Source organism: Arthrobacter sp. PAMC 25486, assembly GCF_000785535.1.
Taxonomy (GTDB): domain Bacteria; phylum Actinomycetota; class Actinomycetes; order Actinomycetales; family Micrococcaceae; genus Specibacter.
The window spans coordinates 1,957,884-1,983,456 of the sequence record NZ_CP007595.1; the positions used below are offsets into that span (position 1 = coordinate 1,957,884).

Below are 25,573 nucleotides of genomic sequence, written 5' to 3' on the forward strand. Positions count from 1 at the left end.
CGGTCCAACTACTGCGTACTCGATTTTATTACGGGGTCAGCGCAGCCAGCGGGTCAGGGCGGCCAGGCATTCACGGATGGCGTCGGCGTGGACGTGTTCGTTGTCGGAGTGGGCCAGCAGTGCGTCGCCGGGTCCGAAGTTCACCGCCGGAATCCCCATTTCGCTGAGCCGGGCAACATCCGTCCAGCCGTATTTGGGCAGCGGTTCCCGGCCCACCGCCGCAACAAACGACGCCGCAGCCGGCGCATTCAGCCCCGGCCGCGCGCCTGCGGAGGAGTCGGTGCAGACCAGGTCAAAACCCTCAAGCAGGGAACGCACGTGCGCCTCGGCCTGGGCGGGCGTTTTGTCGGGGGCGAAGCGGTAGTTGATCTCCACGACGCACAGATCCGGAATGACATTGCCGGCCGTGCCGCCGCGCACCTTCACCGCGTTGAGGGATTCCCGGTAGTCGAGCCCGTCCACGGTCACCGTGGCCGGTTCGTAGGCGGCCAGCCGGACCAGGATGGGCGCCGCCGCGTGGATGGCGTTCTCCCCCTTCCACGCCCGCGCCGAGTGGGCGGCCAGACCGCGTGTGGTGGCTTCAAAGCGGATGGTGCCGTTGCAGCCGCCTTCGACGGTGCCGTTGGTGGGTTCGAGCAGGATCCCAAAGTCGGCGTCCAGGAGATCCCGGTTGTCCCGTACCAGCCGGCCCAGCCCGCTCTTGGCAGCGGCCACTTCCTCATGGTCATAAAAGATGAACGTCAGGTCTTTCGTGGGCTCGGTCAGCGTGGCTGCGAGCGCCAGCTGCACCGCCACCCCGCCCTTCATGTCCGTGGCGCCGCGCCCGTACAGCACGTCCCCGTCCCAGGAGCTGGGCACCGTACCGCGTGATCCCGGGGTGGTGGGCAGCGGCACGGTGTCCAGGTGGCCTGCCAAAATGATCCGCTCGGACCGCCCCAACTCCGTCCGCGCCACGATGGCATCGCCGTTGCGTGTGAGCCTCAGATGCCCCAGCCCCGCCAGCGCCGCCTCCACCGCATCGGCCAGCGCCCGCTCGTTGCCGGAGACGCTGTCAATGTCCATGAGCGCCGCGGTCAGCTCGGCCACGTCGCCCCGCAGGTCAAGCACGACGGCGCCCAGCCCGCCTTCGCCGTGTCCCCCCGGGGCGGCTTGCGCTGTTGGGCGGAGGGGGGCGGCGGCGTCGGGGATCTGCGTCATTGTGCCAGTTTACGCGCCAGGGGTGCCGCCCCGGCCGCGCAGGAGTAGCGTGAAGCATCAAGGATGCACAATTGTTGGCGGGCGGGAAACATGACGGTGAAGGGCGGTGTCCAGTGAAGGACGGCGTGGCGAAAGGTTCCCCGGCCAGGCAGGGCCCGGTCAGTGACGGCTCTGTCAGGGACGGCAGGGTGAAGCGTGGCGCAGGGCGGGGTGCCGTGGCCGGCGTGGCCAGCGCAGCCCTGCTCTTTGCCGTCGCGGAACTGCTCTCGGCGTTCTTTGGCCCCGCATCCTCACCCTTCACGGCAGTGGGCTCCACCTTCATCGACTTCACCCCGGCGTGGTTGAAGGACTTCGCCATCGCAACGTTTGGCAGCAACGACAAAACCGTTCTTCTCATCGCCATGGCACTTGTCGCCGCAGCAGCGTCGGCGATGATTGGCCTGGTGGCCGGGACGTCGCTGCGCGCCGCCAACCTGATTGTCCTGGTTGCCGCACTGGCCATGGCCGCCTGCGTCCTGACCCGCAGCGGTGCCGGCGCCGTCGACGTGCTCCCCCTCGCAGCTGGCACCGCGGCAGGGATCTGGGTGCTGCGCCTGCTCACGGAAGCCGCGGGGGAAGCCGCGGGATCCACCAGCCCGGCCAGCCCACCCCATCCCGCCAGCCCCACGCACCCAGCGTTCCCCACCATCCCCAGCCAGCAGCAGGCCAGCCCGAGCCGGCGCGCTTTTTTGCTGAGGTCGGCCGCGGTGGCGGGTGCCGCCGTCGTGCTTGGCTTGGGCGGGGCGCTGCTCTCACGCACCAGGACGAAGGTCAAAGCCGTAAGGGAAGCGCTGAAACTGCCGGCACCCTTCACAACGGCGCCGCCCCTGCCGGCCGGTGTCCAGGCGTCTGTTGCCGGGGTGGTGCCGTTTGTGACGCCGGCCAACGACTTTTACCGGATCGACACAGCCCTGGTCGCCCCGGAAGTGGACCCGTCCGGCTGGTCGCTGCGGGTGCATGGAATGGTGGAGGCGGAATTCACCATGGGCTTTGATGAGCTGCTGGCGTCGGATCTCGTCGAGGCCTATGTGACGCTGGCGTGCGTGTCCAATGAGGTCGGCGGGAACCTGGTCGGCAATGCCAAATGGCTCGGCCTGCCGCTGCGCGAGGTGCTGGCCCGCGCCAAACCACTGCCGGGAGCCGACATGGTCCTGTCCACCAGCGTCGACGGTTTCACGGCCTCCACTCCCCTGCCCGTGCTGCAGGACGGGCGCGCCGCCCTCCTCGCCGTCGGCATGAACGGGGAGCCGCTGCCGGTGGACCACGGATTCCCGGTGCGCATGGTGGTGCCCGGCCTGTACGGATATGTCTCCGCCACCAAGTGGGTTGTGGACCTTGAGCTGACCACCTTCGCCCTCCAAACCGCGTACTGGACGTCCCGCGGCTGGTCCTCCCACGGCCCGGTCAAGACGGCGTCGCGCATCGAGGTCCCGTCCGACGGCGCCCGGCTGGCAGCAGGGCGGGTGGCTCTCGGCGGCAGTGCCTGGGCCCAGACTCGGGGCATCTCCAAGGTGGAAATCCAGCTCGACGGCGGATCCTGGCAGCCGGCGCAGCTCGCTGGGGAAGCGTCGGTGGACACATGGCGGCAATGGTCCTTCATGTGGAACGATGCCCCGGCCGGGAACCACACCGCCCGCGTCCGCTCCTATGACGCCTCGGGTGCGCTGCAGGTGCGGGAGGAAGCACCGCCGGCACCGGACGGTGCCACCGGTTGGCACACCGTCAGCTTCACACTTTCCTGACGTTTACGCAGGATGCAGGCTACATACAGGATGCAGCAGATAAACTTGGCCCATGACCGACGCCCCAGCTGCCAGCAATCGTTCCGCCCATGGCCACGGACTTGCCACCATCACCACATCCGGCGAAGTACTCGACGTGTGGTTCCCCGCCCCTGCCCTCGGCCTGGCCGCGGGCGCACTCGGTGACACCCCGGATGCCGATCCGGCACTGGCCGCCCTCGCCGAAGCCGGCAGCGACGCCGACCGTGACGTGCACCAGAGCGTGGTATTCGCCCAGGTGAACCTCGACGCCGAACCCGCCGACACGGTCGACGCCTACCTCCGCCTGCACCTGCTCTCGCACCGCCTGGTGGCACCGAACAGCATCAATCTCGACGGCATTTTCGGCAAGCTGAACAACGTGGTGTGGACCAACTTTGGCCCGGCCGCCGTCGACGGTTTCGAACTGACGCGCGCCAAGCTGCGCCGCCGCGGCCCCGTCACCGTCTACTCGGTGGACAAGTTCCCGCGCATGGTTGACTACGTTGTCCCGTCTGGGGTGCGCGTGGGCGACGCCGACCGCGTCCGCCTCGGCGCCCACCTGGCCGAGGGCACCACCGTGATGCATGAGGGCTTCGTGAACTTCAACGCCGGCACGCTCGGCACCTCCATGGTCGAGGGCCGCATCTCGGCCGGCGTGGTGGTGGGCCACGGCACCGATGTGGGTGGCGGCGCCTCCATCATGGGCACCTTGTCCGGCGGCGGCGTGGCCCGGGTGGCTTTGGGCGAGCGGGTGCTTCTGGGTGCCAACTCGGGCGTGGGCATCAGCATCGGCGACGACTCCGTGGTGGAGGCCGGACTGTATGTCACCGCCGGCACCCGGGTGCGGGTTTTGGGCCCCAAGAACGACGACGGCGAGGAAACCACCGTGATCGTCAAGGCCAGTGAGCTTTCAGGCGTGCCCAATCTGCTGTTCCGCCGCAACTCCACCTCAGGCGGGGTGGAGGTGCTGCCCCGCAAGGGGTCCACGGTGGCACTCAACGAAAGCCTGCATGCCAACTAAGTCCTTCCGCGGCGCCCGCTTCACCCCGGCGCAACGCGAGGCGCTGCTGTGAAGTCGCCCAACGCCGTCGGACTTTTAGTCGCCATTCTCATCGTGGTGGCCCTGCTGGTGGGTGCCGGCGTGTGGCTGGTTCGCTCCGTCACCAACGCCCTTGAACCGAAACTGTCCGTGGGTTGCACCGCAACCGTGGGTGCTGCCGGGTACCACATGGCCATTGAGCAGGCCCGGAATGCTGCGCTCATTGCCGATATTTCGGTGCAGCGGGGCATGCCGGCGCGGGCGGCGTCGATCGCGTTGGCCACGGCCATGCAGGAATCGGCGCTGCGCAACATTGACTATGGTGACCGGGATTCGGTGGGGCTGTTCCAGCAGCGGCCGTCGCAGGACTGGGGCACCGTGGAGCAAATCATGGATCCGGTGTATTCAGCCAACGCCTTTTATAACGTCCTGGCGCAGGTGCCCGACTACGTGAATTTGCCGATCAATGACGCCGCACAAATTGTTCAGCGTTCGGGTTTTCCGGAAGCTTACGCCCAGCATGAGCCGCTCTCCCGTGCCTTCGCCTCCGCCTTGACGGGGCAAACCCCGGGCGGCCTGAACTGCACCTTGGCCGCGGCAACCATCATCGGCAGCCCTGATGCGGTGACCGCCGGGGCGCAGGAGGCCATGGGTCCCTTGGCCGTGCTGGTGCCAAGCACTGCACCGTCGGACGCCGGCACCGTCATGACGTTTGAGGTGCCTGAAGCGCATGGCTGGATGCTGGCCCACTGGGCACTTGCCAACGCCAATGAGTTGGGCATTGTGCAAATCAGCCATGCGGGTCAAACCTGGGACCGGAATGACAACCAGGAGGGCCACAATGTTGGCTGGCAGCCCAGCGAGACTGGAACTGGAACCCAAGTGATGGTCACGTTGGCAGCGCCGATCGCTTAAACCAGCAGCTCCACGACCGGTTGAACGAAGCTGCGGAAGATCTCCTGGTCATCCAGCAGGTGCGAACTCATGATCAGCCGGTTGGGTTCAATGAACCAGGCCCGTTGTTCGGCAAGTGGCACTTCAACAATGGTCAGGGTGAAGTCCCTGGCGCTGCGCCCCAGTTCCATCTCCCGGTTCTGCACCAGGTCGGCCAGAATCTTGTTCCCGCCCAGGGTTTCACGCTGGGCCGCCATCAGGGCATAAAGTTGTGACTGTTCGCGGGACCAGGTCAGGGCCGAACCGTAGTGGGCATGGGCCACCCGTTGCAGGGCCGGCATTCCGGCCAGTTCAGGAAACTCCGGAGGCGTCAGGTTTTGCTGGGTGTCCGGAAAATTGCTCAGCAACCGCCCCCACCACACCTCCCACTGGTCGCGCAGGGCGTCCGTGCCGCCCACCCCGGACGTCAGCATGGTGTGGTCTGCAGCCCTGACCGACGGTGCCACGTGGGAGAGTGCTGGCGTTCCCGCCCCCACCAGCCCGGCCACGTCGCGCAGATACAGTGCCATCAGCATGGGAGTGCAGGTATCCATGGTGATTCGCCAGCCAGGCCCACCGGTATGATGCATTTTTCTCGCCTCCAACCGCTGCAATCTTGTTGCAGCAATCACAAGACCAAGATTACTCGCAAGCGCCGAACAAGGCACCCAACGGCATAAAACCTCCTGCCCCTCCCAATCCACCCTGCAAACGCTCGCTCACATACGGGGCACTTTCCCCAGACGCTCGCTCACCATCGGCCAAGGCCTGACTGGTGGTGAGCGAGGGTTTGGGAAAAACACCCCACAACTGAGCGAGGGTTTGGGAAAAACACCCCACAACTGAGCGAGGGTTTGGGGAAACACGGCGTTAAGTGGTGCGGCGTTGGCGACTGCAGGGGCACGGCAAGGGTACGGAGAGGGGGTCTGGAACTCGGGGTCTGGAACTCGGGGTTTGGAACTAAGGGGTTTAGAGCTACGCCATGAGGAGGCTGGCCAGGTGTCGGCGGAGCGTGGCCCGGCCCTGTTCCGGCGCGGCCCACGCGGGCTGGAGCACCATGCGCAGGCTCAAGCCGTCAAGCAGGGCGATGAGCCGCTCGGCCTCATCAACGGGCACCATCCCAGGCACCGCCAGCGGGCTGTCCATGAGCGCAAGGAGCACCCTGCCCACGACGGCTCCGGTGGCCCGATAGTCGTCCTGGGCGGCGTCGAGGAGGCCGGCGTTGGTGCGGGCGTCGAGCATGAACTCCATGTGGACGACAGCATCCGCACGCCGTGCCTCGTCCAGCGGCAGCAGTTCTTCCAACACCACTGCACATTTTTCCAGCAGATCGTTCCGCTTGGCGGGCAGCTCCTCCTGTTCAAGCAGTTCAAGGGTGTCGAGCGCACGAAGGTGGATTCGTTCGGAATTGACCCGGAAGGCGAACTCCATAAGTTCAGCCTGATTGTCGAAATAGTGCCGTACCGACCCCAGTGCCAAGCCCGCCTGAGCAGCCACAGTACGTAGCGAGGCTTGTGTCAGGCCACGTTCGGCAATTACTTCGAATACGGCATCTGCGACGAGCTCACGGCGGTCATCAGCATTTACAATTTTAGGCACACGTCTTTTTTAGCACAGATGTTTCACAAATGAGCAATGACCGGCCTGAATGCGCATAAAGTCCCACTGCGGGACCACGAAAGCGGGGCCTACCCGCTTAGGCATGGTGCTGAGAACGGGAGAAGCCCGTGCGCTCCCGCGCAGAGGTCCCCGTCCTGGACGCTGCCCAGGCGATACATTACGGATCCGGTACGCCCCGGGAGGAGGGAGCGTTGGGCAGGGGTGGCGGCTACCGCTATTTGTCGGCCGCGGCGTCCTTCTTCTTGTCCAGGTAGAGCAGCACCAGCAGTGCCGCCATGATCACGAGGGCGCCGATGAAGAACGGCAGAAAAACAGCTTTACCAAGCAGCACCATGATTCCCAACACCACAACGACGATCGGGAATGCCATGGAGAAGGTGTGCAACAACAACGTCGACATTTTCATTTTTTTACTTTCGTCCCAGGTTACGCAAAAGAAAAGCGGCGGGTGACTCTCCCAAGGAAAAGTCTCCCGCCGCCGTCGTACTTTGAAAAACAGGCTAGCGCGAGGGGTACATGCGCTCCGGCTCGCCGATGTACAGCTGGCGCGGGCGGCCGATCTTGGTCTGCGGGTCCTTCATCATTTCGCGCCACTGGGCAATCCAGCCCGGCAGACGGCCAATGGCGAACAAGACCGTGAACATCTTCTCCGGGAAGCCCATGGCCTTGTAGATCAGGCCGGTGTAGAAGTCCACGTTCGGGTACAGCTTGCGTGAGATGAAGTATTCATCCGTCAGCGCAACTTCTTCCAGACGCATGGCGATGTCGAGGAGTTCGTCGTTGCCGCCGAGCTTCTCCAAGATTTCATGGGCCGTGGCCTTGACGATTTTGGCGCGGGGGTCATAGTTCTTGTAGACGCGGTGCCCGAAGCCCATGAGCTTCACACCGTCTTCCTTGTTCTTCACACGCTCCACGAACTTCTCGACGGGCTCGCCGCTGTCCTGGATCTGGCGGAGCATGTTCAGCACGGCCTCGTTGGCGCCGCCGTGCAGCGGGCCGAAGAGGGCGTTGATGCCGGCGGAAACCGAGGCGAACATGTTGGCGTTGGCCGAACCGACCATGCGGACGGTGGAGGTGGAGCAGTTCTGTTCGTGGTCCGCGTGCAGGATCAGCAGCAGGTCAAGGGCCTTGACTACCACCGGGTCCAGCTCGTAATGCTCGGCCGGTACGCCAAAGCTCAGGCGCAGATAGTTCTCCACCAGGTTCATGGAGTTGTCCGGGTACAGCATGGGCTGGCCGATGGACTTCTTGTGCGCGTAGGCGGCAAGGACGGGCATCTTGGCCAGGAGGCGGATGGTGGCCATTTCGACCTGCTCGTCGTCGAACGGGTCCAGGGAGTCCTGGTAGAACGTGGACAGCGCCGAGACGGCCGAGGAGAGCACCGGCATGGGGTGTGCGTCGCGGGGGAAGCCGCCAAAGAAGCCTTTAAGGTCTTCGTGCAGCATCGTGTGGCGGCGGATGCGCTGATCAAACGCGTCCAGTTCTGCGGCGGTGGGCAGGTTGCCGTAGATCAGCAGGAAGGACACTTCCAGGAAGCTGGAGTGCTCAGCCAGCTCCTCGATGGGGTATCCGCGGTAGCGCAGGATGCCCGCATCGCCATCAATGAAGGTGATGGCGGAGGAAGTGGCAGCGGTGTTCACGAAGCCGGGGTCATAGGCGACCGCGCCGGTGGTCTTCAGGAGCTTGGAAACGTCATATCCGGCGTTGCCTTCTACTGCTTCAAGGCGCGGAAGTTCTAGTTCTCCGCCGTCGTAGCGCAGCGATGCGCTCGTGGAATCAGTCATGGAGTCCCCTTCATGAGGTTGCCTTCGAAAGGCGTGGTTGGTTCAATGCACGTTTTCTATTCCGCGGGACACCCGCGCACGTGAGGAAATTCGAAAGAAAACTTAAAGCACATGATGCGTCCGGTGACCTAGACGGTTACCTACGAAACTACCGCTTTAAGGGCCTGCAACACTAATCCAGAATGGTGCACAGGGCGCTTTTGCGCGAAAACGTTATGATTTTGCGCCCAGCTGCCCGCCCAGCCGCTGGACGGCGGCAGCAATCCGTTCATCACTTCCGGTCAGGGCAACACGGATAAAACCGTTGCCGGCTTCCCCGTAAAAGGTGCCCGGGCCTGCCAGAATACCCAGCTCCGCGAACCGGCCGATCGTGGTCCAGGTGTCCTCGCCGGCCGTGCACCACAGGTACAGTCCGGCCTCTGAATGGTGGATCGTGAGCCCAAAACCCTCCAACGCCGGAACGAGCATTTCCCGGCGGCGGCGGTACAGTGCCTTCTGCGCCTGAACATGTGTGTCATCGCCCAAGGCCACGCGCATGGCCTCCTGCACGGGGTGTGGCACGATCATGCCCGCATGCTTGCGGCTGTTGACCAGGCTCGCCACGAGGGCGCTGTCACCGGCAACAAACGCCGCACGGTAGCCTGCCACATTGGACTGCTTGCTCAGCGAATAAATGGCCAGCAGGCCCTCGTTAGAGCCGCCCGACACGCGCGGGTCAAGGACGCTGGGCACGGCCTCCCCGCCATTTTCAACGTCCCACTCCCCCCAGCCCAGCTCGCCGTAGCATTCATCGGAAGCCACGACGGCGCCAATCTCCCGCGCCGCTGCAACCAGCGCAGCGAGCTCGGAGACACCGCGCACAATGCCGGTGGGGTTGCCTGGGGAGTTGACCCAGACCAGCCGCACCTTGGCGAGGGTCCCGGCGTCGAGCTCGTCCAGGGAATCCGCGGCAACCGAGGTGGCCCCGGCAAAAACGGCGCCCATGTCATAGGTGGGGTAGGCAACGCGGGGCCGCACCACCACATCGCCGACGCCCAGACCCAACAGCAGCGGCAGCCAGGCAACAAGCTCTTTGGAACCCACAGTGGGCATGACATCGACCGGGGAGAGCCCGGGAACGTTGCGGCGCCGGGCAAACCAGTCCACAACCGCCTGGCGCAGGGCCGGGGTGCCGTGGGTGGTGGGGTATCCCGGCGCATCCGCAGCAGCCTTCAGCGCATCCTGGATCAGCGCCGGCGTGGGGTCCACGGGCGTGCCGATGGACAGGTTCACAACACCGTCGGGATGCTTGGCGGCGGTGGCCAAGTACGGCGCCAGCGCCTCCCACGGGTACTCGGGAAGCTGCAGGCCAAAGGGTTTGCCGTTGGCAGGGGCCAATGTCATGGGATGCGATCAGTCCTGGTTCTGCGGCGGGAGCGCGGCAATGATGGGGTGGTCGGTGTGCGTGTTGCCGACCTTGGCTGCACCGCCCGGGGAACCCAAAACGTCGAAGAATTCAACGTTGGCCTTGTAGTATTCGGCCCACTCTTCCGGGGTGTCATCCTCGTAGTAGATCGCCTCAACGGGGCACACAGGTTCGCAGGCGCCACAGTCAACGCATTCGTCCGGGTGGATGTAGAGCGCGCGTTCACCCTCGTAGATGCAATCAACAGGGCACTCCTCAACACATGCCTTGTCCTTGACATCCACGCACGGCTGCGCAATTACGTACGTCACGAACCCCAACCTTCCTTACAAGTCCAATGTCCGGCACAAATCGCCACCGGCATTCCCATTATCCATCAACGCCGCCGCCCCCGCACCTCACCGAGACTTAGTATGAAGTGATGAACACTGCATTGGAGCGACTCACGCAGCTTCCCCTCGGCACACGCTTGGTGGTCCGCCACAGGATCGACGGCGGCCTGACCGACGCTCTCGGCGAGCTCACCTCCCGCGATGGCCTGAGCTGCACCATCACCACCCGCACCGGTCCCGTCACGATTAAGTTCGACGACGTCCAGCTCGCCAAGGCGGTTCCCCCGCCCCCGGCGCCGCGGGCGCGGCGGGTCCAGCCGTAAGGTGCGGCGGTTGCGGCCTATTGCCGCTTGATGTTGATCTTGATGCGCAGCAGGCGCCACACGGCAAGCGCCACCAGCGGCGTCACCACGGCGATCCCGTACAGCCAGACCCGTCCCTGCACGTTGTCAAAGATCAAGCCAAACGTACTCAACTGCAGGGACAGCAAGCCTGCCGTTGCATATGCGGCGGCACCGCACCAAACCACGGCCCAGGAACTTCTGCTCCACAGTCCCACAAACATGCTCACGGCCGCCAACAACAGCAGGGCCAGCCCCGCACCGTAGGGAATCGCCGCGGTGCCAACATATATTGTGTGCCCGTGCAGGGACGTGCCAAGCAGCCCGGCACCAACTCCTGCACCCATGGCTGCGGCCGTGACAGCCCACTGTCGCGGTTTGGGAAGCTGTGTGCGGTGTTCCGGGGCTGCACCTGCCAGGTTGTCTCCGGCGTCGGGATCCGTCACGGGGAGTCCGCACCGTTTCCGTAAATGATGCCAGCATCCAGCTGCGTGAACTCCTCAACTACGTTGATGTCCCGCCAGACCTGGTCCGAAAGCGCATAGCGCCCCCCGTCCACCACGATCTGGGTTTGGTGGGCGCGCATGGCCGCTGTTTTGGCGGCGAGGTCCCCGGCCACGGCAATCCGTGGCGCACCATCGTCAAGCGGTCGTTCCGGGCGGTCGCTGACAATGGTGTAGACGGCCGGGACCTTCCAGCCGGTCGCCACGGGTGCCGGCTCTCCCGGCCTTGCGGCGGCGGGTCCGGCCGCCCGGGCTTGGCGCAAGGCCGTCACGGTCAGTTCATGGGCACCGATGTGGTCGGGGTGGCCGTAGCCGCCGTCGGAGGCATAGGTGACCACCACGTCCGGGCGCAGGTCCCGGATGGCTTGTGCCAACAGTCCCGCCGTCTCCGCCAAGGGGGCCCGGGAGAACGATCCCGGCAGCACGGTTGAGGCTGCAGTGGCACGGCCGTCGTTCCCCCACTGCATGCCTGAGTCACGGAACACCACGGGTCCGGCAGTCGGGGCGGTGGCCCCCTGTCCCAGCCAGATCTGCTCATGCACGCCAAGGGCCGCCAGTGCGCTGGCCAATTCATGTTCCCGTTGCACGGCAAGCCCGGCCCCGGGTGACGCTGCGTGCCCGGGGAGGTGCCCGCCGTCGTCCTTGGTTTCCGGGAACGGCACGGGCGGCAGGTCTGCAGCCTTCACTTCAAGGTGCGCGAGTTCAGGCGGGATGACCTCCCCCAGCTCGCCGCGGGTGCACGTCACCAGGACTACGCGGGTTCCTGCACCGGCCGCGGCGGCCATGGTGGCGCCGGTGGCAATGGTCTCATCGTCGGGGTGTGCGTGGACAAGGAGCAAGGTGGTGCCGGGTCCGGTGCCCGGCAGAGTGCTAAATGTTTCCATGCCTTCCAATCTACTCGCAAGCGCTGCCGCCACCCCAATGATGGCCGGGAAATAGCGGGGGCCGGCACACACGGGTGATCCGCATGTGCCGGCCCTACCGTGCCGTGGCGCCTAGCCCTGCTGTTAGACCAGCAGCGTGGCGCCGGGTATCGCGTTGAGCAGTTCCTGCGTGTAGACCTGCTTGGGGTTGCTGAAGACCTCATCCGTGGATGCGGCCTCCACGACGCGGCCATGCTGCATCACGGTGACGTGGTCGGCGATCTGGCGGACCACGGCGAGGTCGTGCGTGATGAACAGGTACGTCAGGCCAAGGTCCTCCTGCAGCTGGTTGAGCAGGTTCAGCACCTGTGCCTGCACCAACACGTCCAGTGCGGACACGGCCTCGTCACAGATGATCACATCCGGGTTCAGGGCCAGTGCACGCGCGATGGCGATACGCTGGCGCTGGCCGCCGGAGAGTTCGTTGGGGAAGCGCTGCATGCTTGAAGACGGCATGGAAACCTGGTCCAACAGCTCGCGCACCTTCTTCTCCCGGGACTTGGAATCGCCGATCTTGTGGATCTTCAGCGGCTCCTCGATGGTCCGGTAGATGTTGAACATGGGGTCCAACGAACCGTAGGGGTCCTGGAAGATCGGCTGCACGCGCCGGCGGAAGTCAAACAGCGTCTTCCCCTTGAGCGTGTTGACCTCCACCCCGTCGAACAGGATGCTTCCCTCGGTGGGCGCGAGCAGGCTCAGGGCCATCTGCGCCACCGTGGACTTGCCGGAACCGGACTCGCCCACAATCGCCATGGTGGTTCCGCGCGGCACGGAGAACGAGACATCGTCCACCGCCTTGAAGTCCGTGGACTTGCCGAGCGCGCCGCGGAGCTTGAACGTCTTGGTGAGGTTCTTGATCTCCAGGATGGTCTCGCCTGCCTGGGCACCCTTGCGTGCGGCTGCCTTGGCCTCGGCAGGCTTCGCTGCCGCTGCCGGGATGGACGACGGCGAGTGCCCGACTTCCGTGGGTGCCACGGCGTCCGCTGGCGTGTCGAGTTCGGCCACGGCCTCCGCAAGCGCATCCTTGGCCTTCTGCGACTGCAGGCGGCGGGACGCCAGGGACGGTGCCGAGTTCACCAGGCGCTGGGTGTAGGGGTGCTGCGGGTTGCGCAGGATTTCCAGCGCGGGCCCCGATTCAACCACCTGGCCCTTGTACATGACCACAAGCTTTTCGGCACGCTCGGCGGCGAGGCCGAGGTCGTGCGTAATGAGGAGCACGGCCGTGCCCAGCTCGGTGGTCATGCGGTCCAGGTGGTCCAGGATCTGCCGCTGGACGGTAACGTCCAGGGCGGAGGTGGGCTCGTCCGCGATGAGCAGGCGCGGCCGGCAGGCCAGCCCAATCGCGATCAAGGCGCGCTGGCGCATGCCACCGGAGAACTCGTGCGGGTACTGCTTGGCACGGTTTACCGCATCGGGCAGGCCTGCCTCGGTCAGCACTTCGGCCACGCGTTCCTTGGAGTTGGCACCGGCCAGGCCGTTGGCCTTGAGCGTCTCCTTGACCTGGAAGCCGATCTTCCACACCGGGTTCAGGTTGGACATGGGGTCCTGGGGAACCATGCCGATGGAGTTTCCACGCAGTTCGATGATGCGCTTGTCGCTGGCGTTGGTGATGTCTTCGCCGTCAAAGATGATTTGGCCGCCGCTGACACCTCCATTGCTGGGGAGCAGGCCGATGGCGGCAAGCGCCGTCGTTGACTTTCCGGAGCCGGACTCGCCCACAATGGCCACAGTCTCGCCGGGCATGATCGTCAGGTGTGCGTTGCGCACAGCGTTGACGGGGCCGTTGGAGGTTTGAAAGGTGATGGCCAGGTCGCGGATTTCCAGCAGCGGCTGTGTGGCGCTGCCGGAAGTGTTGGCTCCCTGCCCCGCTTCATGATTGGACATGGTGGTCACCGCTTCCTTGCTTTGGGATCGAGGGCGTCACGCAGGGCGTCACCGAGCATGATGAAGCTCAACACCGTAATGGACAGTGCAATGGCAGGCCAGAGAAGCACGCCCGGGTTGTTGCGCACCTGTGACTGTGCGGCGGCAATGTCATTGCCCCAGGACATAACGGAGAAGGGCAGGCCAATGCCCAGGAAGGACAGTGTTGCCTCAGCAACGATGAACGTACCGAGGGAGATGCTGGCCACGACGATGATCGGGGCGAGGGAGTTCGGCAGCACGTGCCTGAGCAATGCCCGGAACGGGGAGAGACCCAATGCCTTGGAGGCCGTGACGAAGTCCGCGTTGCGGTTCTCAATGACGGCTCCGCGGGTGATGCGGGCAATCTGCGGCCAGCCAAAGACCACCAGGGCAGTCACGACGGTCCAGACACTCTTGTTGTCCCGAAATGCCGGCAACTGGTTGATGATGATGGCACCCAGGATCAATGGCAGGGCAAAGAAAACATCCGTCAGGCGGGCCAGGATGATGTCCAGCCAACCGCCGTAGTAGCCGGCCAAGGCACCCATGGTGCCGCCGATGACGAGCACGCCGATCGTGGTGAACACTCCCACCATCAGGGACGCCCTGGTGCCGTAGATCATGCGTGCGTAAACGTCACAGCCCTGCAGCGTGAACCCCAAAGGGTGGCCGGAACGTGCGGGTTCGGCCGAGTCGGCCAAGTTGCACGAGGTTGCCGGGTCCCTTGGATCGATGCCGGAGAACCAGCCGGGGAAGATCGCCACAACCAGCACGGCCAGGATCAGCAACGCAGAAATGATGAACAGCGGCTGGCGGCGCAGGTTGCGCCACGCGTCAGCCCACAGGCTCAGGGGCGCTGCACTTTCGTCGACATTGTCAATCGCGGCGAGAGGGGTCTCCTCCAGCGGTGCCACGAAGTGCTCAATGTGGTGGCGGGATATTTTTCCCTGGCGGGTGGCTGGGGTTGCAGCGGCGGCCAGGTCTTTATCGGGAGTCAGGTTCTCAGACATAGCGAATCCTTGGGTCGAGCCAGGCGTACAAGAGGTCCACAATCAGGTTGGCCACGACAAAGACAATGACCAGGATGCCAACAACAGCCACAACGGTGGCGCTTTCACCCTTCAGGATGGCCTTGTACAGCAGGTTGCCAACACCGGGGACGTTGAAGATGCCTTCGGTGACAATGGCGCCACCCATCAGGGAGCCAAGGTCAGCGCCCAGGAAGGTGACAACGGGAATCAATGAGTTGCGCAGAATGTGGACAACAACCACGCGGCGGCGGGTCAGCCCTTTGGCTGTGGCCGTGCGGACATAGTCGGCGTCCATGTTTTCGCCAATGGAGGTGCGCGTCAACCGGATGACATAGGCCAGCGAGACAAGTCCAAGGACCAGGGCCGGCAGCACCAGCTCATTCCACGGCGCGGTGCCGCTGACGGTGGGACGGGCCCAGCCGAGCTTGACACCGACCACCAACTGCAGGACGAAGCCCAGAACGAAGGTGGGGACTGCGATGACTACGAGTGAAGCCACCAGTACGGTTGCGTCAAAGAGCTTGCCTTTGCGCAGGCCCGCGATGACTCCAAAGAAGACACCAAAGATGGCCTCAAAAGCGAGTGCCATGATGGCAAGTCTTGCTGTAACAGGGTAGGCACGCCCGATGACGGCGGAAACGTCCTGGCCGGAGAAGGTCTGGCCCAGGTTCAACGACACGAGGTTTTTCAGGTACAACCCGTACTGAATCCAGAAGGGCTGGTCGAGGTTGTATTGAGCCCGAAGCGCTGCCTCAACAGCGGGGGCCATGGGCTTGCCACCGGAGAGCGCGGCAATGGGGTCTCCGGGGGTTGCAAAAACTAGGAAGTAGACCAACAGTGTGGCCCCGAAAAAGACGGGAATCAGCTGCAGGAAGCGGCGGAGGGTGAACATTACCATTGTGGTGTCCCCTCTCCCATTGCCCCTAATCGCAAAGCGTTCATGAAATTACCTGTTCAAATAGTTGGCGGCACAGATCAACTTACGGGGTCTCCGAAGCTTCTGCACGTAATGGCACGCATGGGTTGCGTAGTGCGAACGAGAGGGACCCGGCCCAAGGCCGGGTCCCCCTTGTCACTTCACACCAGTAAGAAGATTACTTGGCGGTAATTTCGTAGTACAGCGGAACGCCGTTCCAACCGAACTGCACGTTGGTGACGTTGTTGCTCCAAACACCCTGGGCTGCCTGGTACCACAGGGGCACAACCGGCAGGTCCTTCAAGAGGATTTCCTGGGCTTCGTTGAACTTCTTGACGCCCTCTTCAACGGTGGGGGCCGCGAGGCCTTCCTTCAACTTGTCATCGAAGGCCGGGTTGGAGTAGTCGCCGTCGTTGGAACCTGCACCGGTGCCGTACAGCGGGCCGAGGAAGTTGTACAGCGACGGGTAGTCAGCCTGCCAGCCGGCGCGTGAGGCACCGGTGAGCTTCTTGGAGCTGATCAGGTCACGTGACTGCTTGAACGTGGCGATCGGGTTCAGCTCAGCCTTGATGCCCAGGTTGGTGGCAATCTGGTTGGCCATGGCCGTGATGTATTCCTTGTTGCCGGCGCCATCGATGTTCGAGGTGATGGTGAAGACCTTGTCAGCGGGCCAGGCGTTGATCTTGTTGGCCTCTTCCCACTTGGCCTTGGCGCCGGCGGCGTCGAACTTCAACACCTCGGAGCCCGGCAGGTCTGCAACGAAGCCGTCAATGACGGGTGAGGTGAATTCCGTGGCGGGCTTCTTGTTGCCGTAGAAGATCTTGTCGATGATCTGCTGGCGGTCGATGGCCATGGAGATGGCTGCGCGGCGCAGTTCGCCTTCCGGACCTGAGAACTCAGGCAGGTATGACGGGATCGTCATGGTCGCGTTACCAGCGTAGGGCTGGTTGACGAAGCGGCCTTCGAAGTCCTTCGTGAAGTTCTGCAGGTTGCTCGGGGGCACCTGGTCCAAAACGTCAAGGTTGTCTGACTGAACTTCGGTGTAGGCTGCGTCGGTGCTGGCGAAGATCGTGAAGGTCACGCCACCGTTCTTGGCCTTGCGCGGGCCTTCGTACTTGTCGTTGGGCACGAGTTCGATGGAAACGTCGTGCTTCCAGCCGCCTTCGGCCAGCTTGTACGGGCCGTTGCCAACCGGGTTTTCGCCGTATGCCTTCGGGTCTGCATAGGCAGACTCGGGCAGCGGGTAGAACGCGGTGTAGCCGAGGCGCAGCGGGAAGTCAGACTCAGGCTGTGCAAGTTCCACGGTGAAGGTGGTGTCATCGACAACCTTCAGGCCTTCCATCTTGTCGTCGGTGGAGTTTTCAGCGGAGACCTTGTCGTAGCCCTTGATGGACTCGAAGAAGTAGGAGTTCAGCTGGGTGTTCTTGGCGGCTGCACCGAAGTTCCAGGCATCCACGAAGTTCTTGGCGGTGATCGGGGTGCCATCGCTGAAGGACTGACCCGACTTCACCTTGATGGTGAAGGTCTGGGAATCCTTTGTCTCGATGGAGTCAGCGAGCTCGTTGACCGTGGCGCCCTTGGCGTCATAGCTGACCAGCCCCGTGAAGAGGAGGTCCATGACGCGTCCGCCACCCACTTCGTTGGTGTTGGCCGGCAATAGGCCGTTTTGCGGCTCAGTGCTGTTGGCGGTAATGACCTTGCTGGTGTCGCCGCCGGTGGTTTCGCCACCATTGCCGCCGCCGGTGTCGCCGCCACAGGCGGTAAGGGCCATGGCAACTACTGCTGCCACACCCAGTGCTTTGGAAGTGCGCGAGAAACGCATTCCGCCTCCTTGATATTTGAATGGACGCGAGCTGACCTCTGGAACAACCGAAATCCCCCAGAAACCGCGTTCGTCGTTGGACGCAGTGTGTTTCAACTCATACGCAACTAGGCTATCGGCTTTTATTACCAGCAAGTAATCGAGGACACACTTTTGCCAGATCTTTACCGACCTGCAACAAAATTACGTCATGTGACGTCCTACAACTCCCGGCGCTTCCTCACCTTTCGGGCTGTTTTAGCAATCCCTCCCCCACGACCCGGGCTACGTGGCCCAAACGCTCACCGCACACCGCTCACTGCTCACTGCTCACCGCGAGAACGTCCGGACGTCCTCCTCGCTAGTTGTTGCCGCGTTGGCGCAAACACCCCGGAAGATGTTGCCGCGTTGGCGCAAACACCCCGGAAGATGCTGCGGCGTTGGGAAACGAGTCGGCGGGGACAGGTCCGGGGCTGCCAAGGCGATTCGCTGCCGGTCCACGGGGGCGGATCCTCCGATTTGTCCCCTGTCCGCGTCGAGAATGGGCCCAGACCACACAAATTCGGGAGCCTTTTCACGAGAATGGGGCCAGCCCGCGAGATGGGTGCAACTTTGACGGCATCTCACGGGCTGGGCCCATTGTCGGCGAAATGGATGGTGAACAAGCGACGCTGACCGCAGGGTTCCCCGTTCTCGGTACGCATCCCGGGCCGTTCCCCCCGAAAATCCTGACAGTTCCCCCGAGAATTCGCCACGTCCACGCCAGGTCACCCAAAGTACGACCGCTAGAACTCGCGCCTTTGGCAGACCGAGGCAATCTCCCGCCGTCGTACTTTGGGCGAAAGGGCGCACGCGGGGGCTGGAATGGTCGCCGGCAGGTACAGCCCCCGCACCGCGTCAGTCGCACCGGGTCAGGCCGCATTTTGGGTGCAAAAAACCCGCCCCAACAAGTGTCGGGGCGGGCTTTGTGGTCGGGCGGGTCGAAACCTGTGGTCGCGGCCAGCCCGACCAGCGGACTGCTAAATGCTTAGTCCTTGGCGCGGGCGCGGTAAGCCTTGGCGCGGTCGCCGGCGTTCAGGATCAGCTTGCGGATACGGATTGACTCCGGGGTAACCTCGACGCACTCGTCTTCGCGGGCGAATTCCAGGGATTCTTCCAAGGTCAGGTTGCGCGGCGGGGTCATGTTCTCGAAGGTGTCAGAGGAGGCTGCACGCATGTTGGTGAGCTTCTTTTCCTTCGTGATGTTCACGTCCATGTCATCGGAGCGTGAGTTCTCGCCGACGATCATGCCCTCGTACACCTCGGAGGTGGGCTGCACGAAGAAGGTCATGCGCTCCTGGAGGTTGATAATCGCAAACGGAGTGACGACGCCAGAGCGGTCAGCCACGATCGAACCGTTGGTGCGGTACTCGATGGGGCCGGCCCACGGCTCGTAGCCCTCGGCGATGGAGGCCGCAATGCCGGCACCGCGGGTGTCGGTCATGAAGCGGGTGCGGAAACCGATCAGGCCTCGGGCCGGAACGATGAATTCCATGCGGCACCAGCCGGTGCCGTGGTTTGCCATGTTGACCATGCGGCCCTTGCGGGCTGCCAGCAGCTGGGTTACGCCACCAAGGTACTCTTCGGGCACGTCGATGGTCATGTGCTCCATCGGCTCGTGCTTCTTGCCGTCAACGATCTTGGTGACAACCTGCGGCTTGCCCACGGTCAGTTCGAAGCCTTCGCGACGCATCTGCTCAACAAGGATGGACAGGGCGAGCTCGCCACGGCCCTGGACTTCCCAGGCGTCGGGACGCTCGGTGGGAAGAACCTTCAGGGAGACGTTACCGATCAGTTCCTTGTCGAGGCGGTCCTTGACCTGGCGTGCGGTGACCTTGGCGCCCTTGACGCGGCCGGCCAGCGGGGAGGTGTTGATACCGATGGTCATGGAGATTGCCGGCGGGTCAACCGTGATCAGCGGCAGCGGCTGCGGGTTGTCCAGGTCGGTCAGGGTTTCACCAATGGTGATGTCCTCGATGCCGGCAACAGCAACGATTTCACCCGGGCCGGCAGATTCTGCGGGAACACGGGTCAGGGCCTTGGTGGCCAGCAGTTCGGTGATCTTGACGGGCTTGATGGTGCCGTCGTGGCGGGCCCAGGCAACGGTCTGGCCCTTGCGCAGGGTGCCGTTGAAGATTCGCAGCAGAGCCAGGCGGCCCAGGAACGGCGAGGCGTCAAGGTTGGTGACGTGCGCCTGCAGGACACCTTCCGGGTTGTACTTCGGAGCCGGGATGTGGTCGATGATGGTCTTGAACAGCGGCTCAAGGTCTTCGCAGTCCGGAGCTTCACCGTTGCCGGGCTGGTTCAGGGAAGCGCGGCCCAACTTGCCGGATGCGTACACGACGGGAACGTTCAGGACGGCGTCCAGGTCCAGGTCCGGAACTTCGTCCGCCAGGTCCGAGGCCAGGCCAAGCAGCAGGTCCATGGACTCTGCAACAACCTCATCGATGCGCGCATCGGGGCGGTCGGTCTTGTTGACCAGAAGAATGACGGGGAGCTTTGCGGCGAGTGCCTTACGCAGCACAAAGCGGGTCTGCGGCAGCGGGCCCTCGGAAGCGTCAACCAGCAGGACGACACCGTCAACCATGGACAGTCCGCGCTCAACCTCGCCACCGAAGTCGGCGTGGCCGGGGGTGTCGATGACGTTGATGGTCATGTCCAGGCCGTTGGCTGCGGAACCGCTGTAGGCAACAGTGGTGTTCTTGGCAAGGATCGTAATGCCCTTTTCGCGCTCCAGGTCGCCGGAGTCCATGACGCGCTCAGCGACATCGCCGTGTTCGGCAAATGAGTGCGTGTGCTTGAGCATGGCATCGACCAGTGTGGTCTTGCCATGGTCAACGTGCGCCACAATGGCGACGTTGCGCAGGTCATTGCGCGAGGCAGTGTTGAGAGAAAGATCGCTCATGCGTGAAGACTCGTTTCAGTTGGGCCCGGCTGCAGGCCCGGAAGGGCTAAAGCAGAAAGTCACATTGATGGTTGGCCGTGAAGAATCGGCAGATAACACTATTCTAGTCGCACTGACAAATACGGCCTAGTCACTTTATCCCATGACGGCCACATTTTTCGCCCCACCCCAGCGTCGGATTGCCGGAATTATGGCTCCGACCAGCGGTTTTTCCCAAAAAGTACGACGGCGGCAGGGGAGTTTCGTGATGAAACTCACCTGCCGCCGTCGTGCTTTGGGCGCGTTATACAGGGCCCAACCCTTCGCTGTTGGCCTCAGATCCAGCCCTGCGCATGGGCCGAGTGCGCAGCCTCAATCCGGTTTGCTGCCCCGGTCTTGCCAATGGCGCTGGAAAGGTGGTTGCGCACGGTGCCGACGCTCAGGAACAGTGCGGCGGCTATCTGCGCCACGGGGGCGCCGGACTGGGCATGGGACAGCACCTGGCATTCTCGCTCCGTCAGCGGATTGGCCACTTGGCCCAGTGATTGTGCAGCCAGCTTCGGGTCCACCACCCGTCCCCCGGAATGCACGCGGCGCACCGCGGCTGCCAGTTCGGCGGACGGGGTGTCCTTGACCAGGAACCCGCAGGCACCGGCGTCGAATGCGGCCCGCAAGTATCCGGGCCGGTCGAAGGTGGTCACCATCAGCACCCTGCACTGCGGGAACCGGGACCGCAGCAGGGCAGCGGCACGCAGGCCGTCCATGACAGGCATCTGGATGTCCAACAATGCCACCTGGGCCCTGTGCGCCTCAGCTAGCGGCAGCACCTCGGCGCCGTTCCCGGCCTGAGCCACCACCGTGATGTCCGGCTCCAGATCCAGCAGGGCTGCGAGCGCGCCCCGCACCAGCGCCTGGTCGTCGGCGAGCAGCACGCGGATGGGCTCTGCTGCGTCCTGGTGGTTCACCATGAAAGCTCCACCTTCGTTCCGCCATGTTCGGAGGCGCCCATCTCGCAGCGCGCCCCTTGCAGCCGGGCGCGTTCACGCATTCCGCGGATGCCATGCCCCTCATGGGATCCGGCAAGGGAGTCGCCGTCGTCCTCGATGCTCAGCCCACCTTCGCTGATCCGGATCCAGCAGGTGGTGGCGTGGGCGTGGCGCAGCACGTTGGTCACGGCCTCCCGAACAATCCAGGACAGGGCAGTGGAACGCACCGGGTCGCTGTCGCCGGCATCGCCGATCAGGACTGTTCTGACCCCCGCATCGTCGAGTGCGGCGCGCACCAAGGACAGCTCCTCCCCCAGCGTTGTGCGGCGCAGCCCGCCCACGGTGACACGGATGGAATCCATGGCTTCAACGGTCAATGCGTTGATTTGTTGCAGCTCGCTCCTGGCGGCCTCGATATCGGTGTCCAGAAGACGTTCGGCCAATTGAGCTTTGAGGCCAACAGCTGTGAGGGAATGACCCAGCGCATCGTGGACGTCCCTGGCCATGCGGTCTTGTTCGGTAAGCACTGCGAAATCAAGGCGGAGGTCATCCGCTGCCAGGCCGCTGCGGATCAGCGTGATGTTCAGGGCGTTGCCAATGGCCAGCACCACCAAAATACAGAGCAGGAAGATGAATTCCTCCACCTGTCCACTGGCGAACGCCACGCATACCGAAAGCACCAGCGTGGTGGAGGTGATCCACCACATGGCCCGTTGCGAGAGGAGATAGGCCGCGTAGCTGATGATGAAGGGGCCGTAGGAGAGTGTGTTTTCCCTCAGAAGCGGTATTCCGGCAAGCGCCAGGGTAAGCAACAGGGCAAAGAACGGCCATGCGCCGGGGTGTCCGTTCGTGCTTCGCCCCAGCCCGCTGCGGAAACGGTAAAACGCCTGCAGGTAGGTTGCAGCAAAGCAGGCGATCAATCCGTACCCCAGAATTGTCAGGCCCGCGGGCAGCCCGGAACGGGCAATCGACAGCACCGGGAAGATCAGAAAAACTACCCAGAAGGCGGACAGTAAGTAGCCATAGTTGTCCCAAAAGGACTCAGGTTCCCCTGCCTTCTGTGTCACCGGCGGGCCCGAGAGCGCCGCAGTGCCCACAGGGCCAGGATTGCGAAGAGAAGTGCCCATGCAACAAGGTTAGTCAACAGCAGCCAAATTGAATCTGCGGGAGCTCCCGGGGTGGTGTTTTGCCCTTCCAAGAGGGGCCAGCGCACCAGTCCCGCGTACCCGTACATCGGGGTGAAACGAGCAATATCCAGCATGGTCCCGCTCAACGGCAAGAACACGTTGCCAAAGAACGCGAAGAACACCATGGTGCCGCTGGCCACGCTGATAGCCGTTTCTGATTTAAAGCTCATCCCCACACCCAGTCCGTAGAGCGCGAAGAGGGCCGACCCGGCAACAGCAAAGACGTAACTGAGCAACCAGATCCGCCAATTGTCAGCTCTGGCCCCGGTGGCCGCACCCACCACAAACACCGCGGCTGCCGAGGCGGCAGCGACAATCAGCGCTACGCCGACCTTCGCACCGACGAACCCGATCGGTTTCATCGGTGTCAAGGCGATCTGCCGGCCCCAGCCCAACAGCGATTCGGTGGCAGCCGTGCCGGCAATCGCCGTAGTGGCCACGGCTGCCCCATAAGCCGCCATGGAAGCCATGATGTAAAACTTCACATTGCCGCTCCCTGCGGGCTGATCCCCACCACCGAACATGTTCCCAAAGAGCAGGTACATGACCGCGGGCAGGCCAATGGTGAACATCAGATTCCCGACATCGCGGGTTTGGCGGAAGAGTTCAATGCGCACATAGGTGGGGTTCATGAGGTCACTCCGGTCAATTCCATGAAGGCGGCATCCAGGGTTGGTGCCGTGATTTCCAGGTCGGTGGCTGCCAGTTCACCCAGCAACAGCCGTGCGGCAGCGTCGGAGCCGGGCCCCGTCACAAAGATCCGCTGCCCCGCGAGCCGCACCGAGGTGACCCGCTCCAGTGCGCTGAGGGCAGCCACTGCGTGGTCGGTGGGCAGGCCTGCCGGGAGCGTGGCACTGACAACCCGTCCCCCGGTTGCCTCGCGAAGCTTCGCGGTGGGTCCGTCAACGAGCACCTTGCCGGACCCGATGAGCACGGTGCGCTCGGCAAAGTCCTGCGCCTCTTCCAGATAATGGGTGGCGAACAACACGGTGCGCCCCTCGAGGGCGTCAGCCCGCATGGTGTCCCAAAATGCGTGCCGGGCCGCAACATCCATGCCCGCGGTGGGTTCATCCAGGATGAGCAGGCGCGGATCGGGCAGCAGCGCCAGAGCAAATTTGAGCCTCTGCTGTTCACCGCCGGAGCATTTGGAGACCTTTCGTTTGGCCAGCGAGGTGATGTCGGTCCGTTCCATGACGGAGTCGATCCGGTCCCGGGCCCCGTGCAGGGCGGCAATGGCCGTCACGGTTTCACGCACGGTCAGATCCCGCAGCAACCCACCGGTTTGCAGCACCGCTGAGACGTCCCCCGCCTCAACCGCTGCGCGCGGACTCTTGCCGAACACGCTGACGGTTCCGGAGGTGGGAGCTGTCAACCCGAGCATCATGTCGATCGTGGTGGTTTTTCCGGCACCGTTGGGGCCAAGGAAGGCCACGATCTCACCCGTGCCCACGCTCAGGTCGATCCCCGCGACGGCTTGCACCGGCCCTTGGGCGGTGCGAAAGCTTTTGCGGACCGCCTCAAGTTTTAGTGCCGGGGCTGGTTCCGAGGTTGCGGCGGCCGCCAAATGTTTGTGCGTCTTGGTTTGCATTCCTTCAGTTTGCTCGACCCCGTAGGTCACCGGAAGTGCAAAATGTCACGCATGCCCCGTGATGCGGCCCACTTCGCTAAACGCGCTCTTGAGTACGACGGCGGCACTCGCCCATTCCTGATGAAACTCACCTGCCGCCGTCGTGCGTTGGGAGGCTCAGCCGTGGTGTTTGGTCAGCCAGCTTGCATACAGTTCGTCGCGGCAGCGCATGATGTGCCGGATGCGGTAAAAACCCAACAGCATCACCGCAGGGAACGCTGCCATCATGAGAAGGAGGGCCATGGCGTCCGGCTCCTTCCCGCGCGGAGCGAACAAGATGGCAGCCAGGCAGGCGGCAAGGACCAGGCCGAAGGCGATCCAGCCGCTGATGATGCGGTTCCGCGTGTTGCTTTCCACCCGGTCGCTGCCTTGGAGTGGTTTGGGCGGCTTGCTGGTGAAGCGCAGCCCAGCGGTTGCCAGCCAGCCGAGAGCGGTCACTCCCAGTCCCAGCAGCGCCATGGTGAGCCCGTTTTTGTGAGACCCGTACATGACTGCGGAGCTGAGCGCCCATGCTGCGCCGGCACCGGTGATGCACAGACCGCCAAGGAGTGCGGCAAGCAGGATGACCCGTCTTTGCGCGTAGCCCAGTGCGAGCTGGGCATAATTGTCTGCCGGGGCCGGGTGGCTCAACTCTGGCCGCGCAGAGCAGCCACGACCACTGCACCAGCAGGTCCTTGAAGTTCGCGCACCGACAGCTGCCCGTCATCGGTCACGGGCAATGCGGCCAGCAGGGTCGGCTTGCCTTGTTCCACCTTAATGTTCGCCACCACAGGTTCCGCGTCGAGGACCCACTTTTGCGAGACCACAAGGCCTGCGCCAACTTTTTGCGCATCCGCCACGGTGCCGTCCACCACTTGTCCCACAAAGTCCAGGATTTCGGTGTCCTCGCGCAGCGGCACACAGATGTATTCACTCAGCGGCTGCAGCAGGAAGGCGGCCTTGGCGCCCACGGATTCCACCACATAGGTGGGAAGTGCAGACTGGTCCTGCCCCACCCGGGCAATCTGGTACCAAGTGTGCCCGCTGGCGAGGATCCTGGCGATGATTTCGGCATCACCCTGCAATGCAATCTCTTCGCCGTCGCGGCGGACCGAACCCCGGACGTTGAGGGTGCTGATCCCGGCCCGGACCAGGTCGCTGTCATCCGGCAGATCTGCCAGGTTCAGGACGCTGCGGCTGAGGTCGATCTCCTTGCCGGAGTTAAAGGACAGCAGCGCCAAGATCTCGTGGCTGGTGATGCGGTAGGCGCTGGCGGGAAGTTCTTGCGTGTTCATGGATTCCTTGGGGGTTTCAATGTGGATTGCTGAGCCGGGCGTGG

Annotated in this window: 24 protein-coding genes; 4 read left to right on the forward strand and 20 right to left on the reverse strand. The window is 63.7% G+C overall.

Going from position 1 to position 25,573, the window contains the following annotated elements; translation table 11 throughout:
- Nucleotides 1–36 precede the first annotated feature (36 nt).
- Nucleotides 37–1,197 carry a succinyl-diaminopimelate desuccinylase gene (gene dapE / locus art_RS08970; protein ID WP_082000208.1) on the reverse strand — a complete coding sequence of 387 codons (1,161 nt, stop codon included), beginning with the start codon at nt 1,195–1,197 and terminating at the stop codon, nt 37–39.
- Nucleotides 1,198–1,322: 125 nt separating this feature from the next.
- On the opposite strand from dapE, the gene art_RS08975 reads away from it, so the two are divergent.
- From art_RS08975 to art_RS08985, 3 genes are read left to right on the forward strand one after another with little or no spacing between them, the layout of a single operon-like run.
- Entirely contained in the window at nt 1,323–2,978 is a 1,656-nt protein-coding gene (locus tag art_RS08975; RefSeq protein ID WP_367643773.1) for a molybdopterin-dependent oxidoreductase, read from the forward strand.
- A 52-nt stretch (nt 2,979–3,030) separates the two neighbouring features.
- The gene (dapD, locus tag art_RS08980) at nt 3,031–4,020 is read left to right on the forward strand and encodes a 2,3,4,5-tetrahydropyridine-2,6-dicarboxylate N-succinyltransferase (RefSeq protein WP_038464212.1); all 990 of its coding nucleotides are present in this window, start codon (nt 3,031–3,033) and stop codon (nt 4,018–4,020) included.
- A 48-nt stretch (nt 4,021–4,068) separates the two neighbouring features.
- Nucleotides 4,069–4,953 (forward strand): hypothetical protein, encoded by an 885-nt coding sequence (locus art_RS08985; protein ID WP_038464215.1) that lies wholly within the window; start codon nt 4,069–4,071, stop codon nt 4,951–4,953.
- Here art_RS08985 and art_RS08990 read toward each other — a convergent pair.
- From art_RS08990 to fdxA, 6 genes are all read right to left on the reverse strand, one after another.
- Entirely contained in the window at nt 4,950–5,561 is a 612-nt protein-coding gene (locus art_RS08990; RefSeq protein WP_038464218.1) for a hypothetical protein, read from the reverse strand. The genes art_RS08985 and art_RS08990 overlap by 4 nt on opposite strands.
- Nucleotides 5,562–5,946: 385 nt before the next feature.
- The gene (locus art_RS08995; protein WP_038464221.1) at nt 5,947–6,570 is read right to left on the reverse strand and encodes a TetR/AcrR family transcriptional regulator; all 624 of its coding nucleotides are present in this window, start codon (nt 6,568–6,570) and stop codon (nt 5,947–5,949) included.
- Between the two features lie 235 nt (nt 6,571–6,805).
- Nucleotides 6,806–6,997, reverse strand: a complete 192-nt coding sequence (locus art_RS09000; protein ID WP_162182047.1) for a hypothetical protein — start codon at nt 6,995–6,997, stop codon at nt 6,806–6,808.
- 94 nt (nt 6,998–7,091) lie between these two features.
- Nucleotides 7,092–8,375, reverse strand: a complete 1,284-nt coding sequence (locus art_RS09005) for a citrate synthase (RefSeq protein WP_038464226.1) — start codon at nt 8,373–8,375, stop codon at nt 7,092–7,094.
- 213 nt (nt 8,376–8,588) lie between these two features.
- The gene (dapC, locus tag art_RS09010) at nt 8,589–9,758 is read right to left on the reverse strand and encodes a succinyldiaminopimelate transaminase (protein ID WP_038464229.1); all 1,170 of its coding nucleotides are present in this window, start codon (nt 9,756–9,758) and stop codon (nt 8,589–8,591) included.
- A gap of 9 nt (nt 9,759–9,767) precedes the next feature.
- A complete protein-coding gene (gene fdxA, locus art_RS09015; RefSeq protein ID WP_038464231.1) occupies nt 9,768–10,091 on the reverse strand; it encodes a ferredoxin in 324 nt (107 codons plus the stop codon).
- Between the two features lie 110 nt (nt 10,092–10,201).
- Between fdxA and art_RS09020 the strand changes: the two genes are divergently transcribed.
- Nucleotides 10,202–10,435 carry a hypothetical protein gene (locus tag art_RS09020; protein ID WP_038464234.1) on the forward strand — a complete coding sequence of 78 codons (234 nt, stop codon included), beginning with the start codon at nt 10,202–10,204 and terminating at the stop codon, nt 10,433–10,435.
- 17 nt (nt 10,436–10,452) lie between these two features.
- Here art_RS09020 and art_RS20970 read toward each other — a convergent pair whose 3' ends face one another.
- The 13 genes from art_RS20970 to art_RS09085 all read right to left on the reverse strand — a co-directional run bounded on the left by art_RS20970 (nt 10,453) and on the right by art_RS09085 (nt 25,529).
- Nucleotides 10,453–10,899, reverse strand: a complete 447-nt coding sequence (locus art_RS20970; protein WP_052136163.1) for a hypothetical protein — start codon at nt 10,897–10,899, stop codon at nt 10,453–10,455.
- Nucleotides 10,896–11,840, reverse strand: a complete 945-nt coding sequence (locus tag art_RS09030; protein WP_052136165.1) for a PIG-L family deacetylase — start codon at nt 11,838–11,840, stop codon at nt 10,896–10,898. Before art_RS09030 ends, art_RS20970 begins: the two co-directional genes overlap by 4 nt.
- Before the next feature lie 123 nt (nt 11,841–11,963).
- A complete protein-coding gene (locus art_RS09035) occupies nt 11,964–13,763 on the reverse strand; it encodes an ABC transporter ATP-binding protein (protein WP_038469455.1) in 1,800 nt (599 codons plus the stop codon).
- A gap of 5 nt (nt 13,764–13,768) precedes the next feature.
- Nucleotides 13,769–14,794: an ABC transporter permease gene (locus art_RS09040; protein ID WP_082000209.1), complete on the reverse strand. Its 1,026-nt coding sequence runs from the start codon at nt 14,792–14,794 to the stop codon at nt 13,769–13,771.
- A complete protein-coding gene (locus art_RS09045; protein ID WP_038464237.1) occupies nt 14,787–15,713 on the reverse strand; it encodes an ABC transporter permease in 927 nt (308 codons plus the stop codon). The genes art_RS09040 and art_RS09045 overlap by 8 nt, the downstream gene beginning before the upstream one ends.
- 196 nt (nt 15,714–15,909) lie before the next feature.
- Entirely contained in the window at nt 15,910–17,553 is a 1,644-nt protein-coding gene (locus tag art_RS09050; RefSeq protein WP_038464240.1) for an ABC transporter substrate-binding protein, read from the reverse strand.
- A gap of 1,006 nt (nt 17,554–18,559) precedes the next feature.
- On the reverse strand, nt 18,560–20,476 hold the full coding sequence (gene typA, locus art_RS09055; RefSeq protein WP_038464243.1) for a translational GTPase TypA: 1,917 nt from the start codon (nt 20,474–20,476) through the stop codon (nt 18,560–18,562).
- Nucleotides 20,477–20,790: 314 nt separating this feature from the next.
- On the reverse strand, nt 20,791–21,423 hold the full coding sequence (locus art_RS09060; protein ID WP_038464246.1) for a response regulator transcription factor: 633 nt from the start codon (nt 21,421–21,423) through the stop codon (nt 20,791–20,793).
- Nucleotides 21,417–22,568, reverse strand: coding sequence for a sensor histidine kinase (locus art_RS09065; protein WP_082000210.1), 1,152 nt, complete (start codon nt 22,566–22,568; stop codon nt 21,417–21,419). The genes art_RS09060 and art_RS09065 overlap by 7 nt, the downstream gene beginning before the upstream one ends.
- Nucleotides 22,505–23,260, reverse strand: a complete 756-nt coding sequence (locus art_RS09070; RefSeq protein ID WP_038464249.1) for an ABC transporter — start codon at nt 23,258–23,260, stop codon at nt 22,505–22,507. The genes art_RS09065 and art_RS09070 overlap by 64 nt, the downstream gene beginning before the upstream one ends.
- Nucleotides 23,257–24,216 (reverse strand): ABC transporter ATP-binding protein, encoded by a 960-nt coding sequence (locus art_RS09075; RefSeq protein WP_038464252.1) that lies wholly within the window; start codon nt 24,214–24,216, stop codon nt 23,257–23,259. Before art_RS09075 ends, art_RS09070 begins: the two co-directional genes overlap by 4 nt.
- Nucleotides 24,217–24,372: 156 nt before the next feature.
- Nucleotides 24,373–24,885, reverse strand: coding sequence for a hypothetical protein (locus tag art_RS09080; protein ID WP_038464255.1), 513 nt, complete (start codon nt 24,883–24,885; stop codon nt 24,373–24,375).
- Nucleotides 24,882–25,529, reverse strand: coding sequence for a hypothetical protein (locus art_RS09085; RefSeq protein WP_038464258.1), 648 nt, complete (start codon nt 25,527–25,529; stop codon nt 24,882–24,884). The genes art_RS09080 and art_RS09085 overlap by 4 nt, the downstream gene beginning before the upstream one ends.
- Nucleotides 25,530–25,573: the final 44 nt, after the last annotated feature.

What these genes read in the sequence shown, in the direction of transcription:
- art_RS09035 (WP_038469455.1), bottom strand. Translation starts at nt 13,763, where the DNA reads ATGTCCAATCATGAAGCGGGGCAGGGAGCCAACACTTCCGGCAGCGCC.
- art_RS09005 (WP_038464226.1), bottom strand. Translation starts at nt 8,375, where the DNA reads ATGACTGATTCCACGAGCGCATCGCTGCGCTACGACGGCGGAGAACTA.
- dapE (WP_082000208.1), bottom strand. Translation starts at nt 1,197, where the DNA reads ATGACGCAGATCCCCGACGCCGCCGCCCCCCTCCGCCCAACAGCGCAA.
- art_RS08990 (WP_038464218.1), bottom strand. Translation starts at nt 5,561, where the DNA reads ATGCATCATACCGGTGGGCCTGGCTGGCGAATCACCATGGATACCTGC.
- art_RS09045 (WP_038464237.1), bottom strand. Translation starts at nt 15,713, where the DNA reads ATGGTAATGTTCACCCTCCGCCGCTTCCTGCAGCTGATTCCCGTCTTT.
- art_RS09070 (WP_038464249.1), bottom strand. Translation starts at nt 23,260, where the DNA reads ATGAACCCCACCTATGTGCGCATTGAACTCTTCCGCCAAACCCGCGAT.
- art_RS09030 (WP_052136165.1), bottom strand. Translation starts at nt 11,840, where the DNA reads ATGGAAACATTTAGCACTCTGCCGGGCACCGGACCCGGCACCACCTTG.
- art_RS09040 (WP_082000209.1), bottom strand. Translation starts at nt 14,794, where the DNA reads ATGTCTGAGAACCTGACTCCCGATAAAGACCTGGCCGCCGCTGCAACC.
- art_RS09020 (WP_038464234.1), top strand. Translation starts at nt 10,202, where the DNA reads ATGAACACTGCATTGGAGCGACTCACGCAGCTTCCCCTCGGCACACGC.
- art_RS09000 (WP_162182047.1), bottom strand. Translation starts at nt 6,997, where the DNA reads ATGAAAATGTCGACGTTGTTGTTGCACACCTTCTCCATGGCATTCCCG.
- art_RS09060 (WP_038464246.1), bottom strand. Translation starts at nt 21,423, where the DNA reads ATGGTGAACCACCAGGACGCAGCAGAGCCCATCCGCGTGCTGCTCGCC.
- art_RS09075 (WP_038464252.1), bottom strand. Translation starts at nt 24,216, where the DNA reads ATGCAAACCAAGACGCACAAACATTTGGCGGCCGCCGCAACCTCGGAA.
- art_RS09085 (WP_038464258.1), bottom strand. Translation starts at nt 25,529, where the DNA reads ATGAACACGCAAGAACTTCCCGCCAGCGCCTACCGCATCACCAGCCAC.
- typA (WP_038464243.1), bottom strand. Translation starts at nt 20,476, where the DNA reads ATGAGCGATCTTTCTCTCAACACTGCCTCGCGCAATGACCTGCGCAAC.
- art_RS09065 (WP_082000210.1), bottom strand. Translation starts at nt 22,568, where the DNA reads ATGGGCACTTCTCTTCGCAATCCTGGCCCTGTGGGCACTGCGGCGCTC.
- dapC (WP_038464229.1), bottom strand. Translation starts at nt 9,758, where the DNA reads ATGACATTGGCCCCTGCCAACGGCAAACCCTTTGGCCTGCAGCTTCCC.
- dapD (WP_038464212.1), top strand. Translation starts at nt 3,031, where the DNA reads ATGACCGACGCCCCAGCTGCCAGCAATCGTTCCGCCCATGGCCACGGA.
- art_RS09050 (WP_038464240.1), bottom strand. Translation starts at nt 17,553, where the DNA reads ATGCGTTTCTCGCGCACTTCCAAAGCACTGGGTGTGGCAGCAGTAGTT.